This window comes from Thermomonas sp. (genome assembly GCF_047606765.1).
Taxonomy (GTDB): domain Bacteria; phylum Pseudomonadota; class Gammaproteobacteria; order Xanthomonadales; family Xanthomonadaceae; genus Thermomonas.
This window is the reverse complement of record NZ_JASGED010000054.1, coordinates 1-4,680: the sequence shown is the minus strand read 5'-3', so window position 1 is coordinate 4,680 and position 4,680 is coordinate 1. Positions and strand designations below refer to the sequence as shown.

4 protein-coding genes and 1 pseudogene are annotated in these 4,680 nt (G+C 67.1%); all 5 read right to left on the bottom strand.

The features are described from left to right. Nucleotides 1-587 (bottom strand): FtsW/RodA/SpoVE family cell cycle protein (locus QM612_RS04975; RefSeq protein WP_415252791.1); only part of this gene is annotated, 587 nt, incomplete at its 3' end. An 86-nt stretch (nucleotides 588-673) separates the two neighbouring features. Next, a pseudogene (gene mrdA / locus QM612_RS04970) lies at nucleotides 674-2,521 on the bottom strand (penicillin-binding protein 2); the annotation flags it as partial. Nucleotides 2,522-2,524: 3 nt separating this feature from the next. Beyond that, entirely contained in the window at nucleotides 2,525-3,004 is a 480-nt protein-coding gene (mreD, locus tag QM612_RS04965; RefSeq protein WP_415252790.1) for a rod shape-determining protein MreD, read from the bottom strand. Beyond that, nucleotides 3,001-3,951 (bottom strand): rod shape-determining protein MreC, encoded by a 951-nt coding sequence (gene mreC, locus QM612_RS04960; RefSeq protein ID WP_415252789.1) that lies wholly within the window; start codon nucleotides 3,949-3,951, stop codon nucleotides 3,001-3,003. The genes mreD and mreC overlap by 4 nt, the downstream gene beginning before the upstream one ends. A 178-nt stretch (nucleotides 3,952-4,129) precedes the next feature. Continuing rightward, on the bottom strand, nucleotides 4,130-4,680 hold a 551-nt coding region (locus QM612_RS04955; protein ID WP_415252788.1), incomplete at its 5' end, for a rod shape-determining protein.

Here is a 4,680-nt window from a genome sequence, read left to right as displayed (position 1 = left end):
AGTGCCGCCACCGCCGCCGCTGCGCCGACAAACCACCACCACGACAGGCCCGCGAGGAACAGCACGAACACGCCCGCCATCAACACCAACATTGCGGTGCCGAAGTCGCGTTGCAGCAGGATCAGCCCGACCGGCAGCGCGAGGATCAGCGCCGCCATCGGCAAGGTGCCGAACCTTGCTGGCAACCGCTGCCGATCCATGTACCAGGCGAGCATCATCGGCAGGGTCAGCTTGGCAAGTTCCGAAGGCTGGAAATTGAAAAAGCCGAGGTTGATCCAGTGGTTGCCGTATTTGCCGCTGCCGATGAACAGCACCAGCACCAGCGGCAGCAGCGACAGCAGGTAGATTGCCGGGGTGGCCTGCTTGAGCAAATGCGCAGGCGCGCGCGATGCCACCCACAACACGCCCAGACCCACGCAGAAATACGCCGCCTGCATCGCCAGCACGCGCGTGGACTGACCGCTGGCGCTGTAGAGGTTGGCAAGGCCAATCGCCATCAGCGTCAGCAATGCGGCCATCAGCGGCAAGTCCAGCGTGCGCAGGAAACGCAGCAGCAGATCGGCCAGCATGCGCAGCAAGGCACTCATGGCTGCACCTGCGCGGGTGCAGCTTCGCTGCCTGTCGCTGTCGTTGGCACATCTGTCGATTGCGTGCTTGCAGATGTTGCAACGGCAGGCTGCGCCGGTTCCGGGTTCTTGCCCAGCAACCAGGCATCGAACACCTTGCGTGCGATCGGCGCGGCGGAATCCGCGCCGAAGCCGCCCCCTTCCACCGCGATCGCAATCGCGATCTTCGGATCGTCCGCCGGCGCGTAACCGATATACAGGCCGCGATGCCGCTTCCACAGCGGCAACGAACGCGGATCGACCGCGCGCGCGCCGCGATTGACCACCTGCGCGGTGCCGGTCTTGCCGGCCGAAGGATACGGCGAGCCGCGGAACACCCGCGCCGCAGTACCAGAACCCATCGTGGTCATCCGCATGCCTTCCTGGACCACGCGCACGTTGCCGGGATGATCGCTGATGCGCACCGGATCCGGTTGCGGCAACGGTTGCCACTGCGCGGCGAAACCGGCACGCGTGTCCTTGACCAGATGCGGGCGGCGCATCCGGCCATCATCCGCGACGGCCGCGACACCGCGCGCCAGTTGCAGCGGCGTGACCTTCCACAGGCCCTGGCCGATGGACGAGTTGACCAGGTCCCCCGGATACCAGCGCTGCTTGGCGTATTTCATCTTCGACGCCGGCGACGGCACGATGCCTTCGATCTCGCCGGCCAGATCAATGCCGGTGCGCTGGCCGAAGCCGTACTTCGCCATGTAGGCGTCGTACTGCTGCACGCCCAGGTCCAGCGCCAGCTTGTAGTAGTAGGTATTGACCGATTCGTAGATGGCCTTGCGCGCGTCGGTCCAGCCATGCACGCCGTCCAGCCAGCCACGGCCGCGCATCCCCGGCAGGCGGAACACGCCGGTGGACAGCACCTTGTCCTCGGGCCGGCGCACGCCACTGTCCAGGCCCGCCAGGGTAGTCAACGGCTTGATCGTCGAGCCGGGTGCCACGCCACCCAGCACCAGGCGATTGAATTGCGGCCGCGAGGGGTTTTCGTTCAATGCCTTGTAGTCGGCATGGCTGATGCCGTTGACGAACAGGTTGGGGTCAAACGCTGGCAGGCTGACCATCGCGAGGATTTCGCCGGTGCGTGGATCCAACGCCACCGCAGTGCCTTCCAGCTCGCCGAAGGCATCGACCATCGCCTGTTGCAGGTCGATGTCGATGGACAGCCGCAGGTCGGTGCCGGACGTGGCAGGCAAGGTATCCAGCGCGCGCACGGTGCGCCCGGCCACGTTGGTTTCCAGCCGCCGATAGCCCAGCTTGCCGCGCAGCTGCTGCTCGTAATAGCGCTCCAGCCCGGTCTTGCCGGTATGGGTATAGGCACCGCCAGCATCGCCCAGTTCCGCTTGATCCTTTTCATCGATGCGCCCGACGTAGCCCACCACGTGCGCCATCAGCGCGCCGTGCGGATAGATGCGCCCGAGGTAAGGCACCAGTTCGACACCGGGGAACTGCCAGCGGTTCACCGCGAAGCGCGCGGCTTCCTCGTCCGATACCCGCAGCTTCAGCGTCACCGGCTTGAATGGACGGCTGGCCTTGTAGTCGCGCAGGAAGCGCGCCTGCTGTTCGGCATCCAGCGCCACCACGCCCTGCAATTTCGCCAGCAATGCAGCACCGTCACCGGCGCGTTCCGGCACCACGTCCAGCCGCCACGCCGCCACGTTGTCGGCAAGCAAACGTCCCTTGCGGTCATAGATCAAGCCGCGCGCAGGCGCGACCGGCACCAGCCGCAGGCGATTGGCTTCCGAGCGCGTGGCGTACTGGTCGTGCTGCAACACCTGCATGCGGAAATACCAACCCGCAAGCGCAGCCAGCGCGAGCAGGGCCAGCACGAAGCCGACCAGCGCGCGATGGCGGAACAGTTCGGCTTCCGCCGCATGGTCTTTCAGTTGGCGGGCGCGACGCTGCATCACTCAATCGCGCCTGCGCAGGCGCAGCGCATCCAGCACGAAATGCAGCGGTGCCCACAGGATCATGCCGACCAGCGGTGCCAGCCAGTACGACCACGGCAGTTGCGGCGCGCCGGTGACCAGATGGATGGCGGCGGTAATCACGCGATCGTTGAGCAGCAGCAGACCGATCGCCAGCGCCTGCTGCGATAGCGGGAAGAAGCGCATGCGGGCGCGGAAACGGTCGAGGATGAACGCCATCACCACCAGCCGCAGCGCCTGTTCGCCCAGCAGGCCACCGAAGGCGAGATCGGCAGCGACGCCCAGTGCGAATGACAGCCCCAGCCCGGCACGATCCGGCGCTTCCAGCAGCCAGTAGGCCAGCACCAGTGCCAGCCAGTAGGGCCGCAGCGGCTGCAGCACGTCGGGCAACGGCACCAGCCCAAGCAGCAACGCCAGCAGCAGGCTGACCGGCAGTACCCAGCCGTTGCGTGCGCGGCTCATGGCGTCGGCTCCGGCGTTGCAGGCACGGAAGGTGCGGGTGTCGATACCGGAGGCGTTGCCTGCGGTGCGGCAGGTGTCGGCACGTCGTTTGCTTGCACATCGATTGGCGGTATGTACCCGCGCAGCAGCAGCACGTCGCTGCCACGGTCAAGCTGCGCCGCAGGCGTCACCTCGGCTTCAAGGAAGGCGCGGCTGTCATCCGGACGCAGCGCACCCACCTTGCCCACCGCGAAGCCGGGCGGGAAGCGCCCACCAAGGCCAGAGGTCAGCAGTTCGTCGCCTTCGCGCACATCCGCCGACAGCGGCACGTCCGCCAGGCGCAGGGCATCGCTGCGGCCCGCGCCATACACGATCAGGCGCACGCCGCTGCGCGCCACCATCACCGGCACCGCGTGGTCGGGGTCGGTCAGCAGCAGCACCGTCGCAGTGGAAGGCGTGGTCGAAATCACTTGCCCCAGCAGCCCGCCAGCATCGATCACCACCTGCTCCGTCTGCACGCCGGCAATGCTGCCGGCATCCAGCAGCAGACGCTGGCGGGTGGGATCCAGATCGATGCCGAGGATGGACACCAACTGCACATCCAGCCGCCCGCGTTCCGCGCTGCCCAACAGCGCGCGCAGACGGGCATTCTCCGCCGCCGCCGTGCGCAGGCGCGCATTGCGCGCGGCCAGCACCAGGGTGGCATTGCGCAGGCGTTCGTTGTCGCGCGCCAGCTGGGCGCGGGTCACCGCATCCTCGCGCAGGCTGCCACCCACCCGCGAGGGCACGCTGGCAAGCCACCACAGCGGCTGCACGGCGGTCTCCGCGCGCGTGCGCAGCGCATGCAGCCAGCCACCACGATGATCCAGCAGCATCAGCGCCACCGCCGCGACCAGAAATGCCAGCAAGCGCAGCACCCCGGCGACATCGCCGTGGCGGGCTGCATGGGAACCGGCATTGAACGACACGTCAGTGAGTCAGCAAAGATGTGGCCGAAGCGTACAGGGGTAGGCGTTCGAGAACCGTCGCGAGCGATGGCGGGTCGTCACCGCGCGCAGCGCAGGAACCGCAGTGTACGTAGATGTACATGAGGATTCCGAGCAGCGCACGGCGGCGAATCCGCCGAGCGCAGCAGGTTATCGACGCTTACTCCGGAGCAAAGAACTCGTTGCCGTGCATGTCCACCAACTCCAGCGCACGCCCGCCACCACGCGCCACGCAGGTCAGCGGATCGTCGGCCACCTGCACATGCAGGCCGGTTTCCTCGCTGATGAGCCGGTCGAGGTCGCGCAGCAGTGCGCCGCCACCGGTCAGCACGATGCCGCGCTCGGCCACGTCCGCGCACAATTCCGGCGGGGTCTGCTCCAGCGCCAGCTTGATCGCGCTGACGATGCCGGCCAGCGGCTCGCGCAGTGCTTCCAGCACTTCGTTGGAATTAATGGTGATGATCTTCGGCACGCCTTCGGCCAGGTGGCGGCCGGAGATTTCAAGCTCGCGCACGCTCTGCTGCGGATAGGCATTGCCCAGTTCCATCTTGATCCGCTCGGCGGTGGCGTCGCCGATCAGCATGCCGTGGTGGCGGCGCACGTAGGCGATGATGGCCTCGTCGAAGCGGTCGCCGCCGATGCGCACCGACTGCGAATAGACGATGCCGTTCAGCGCGATCACCGCCACCTCGGTGGTGCCGCCGCCGATGT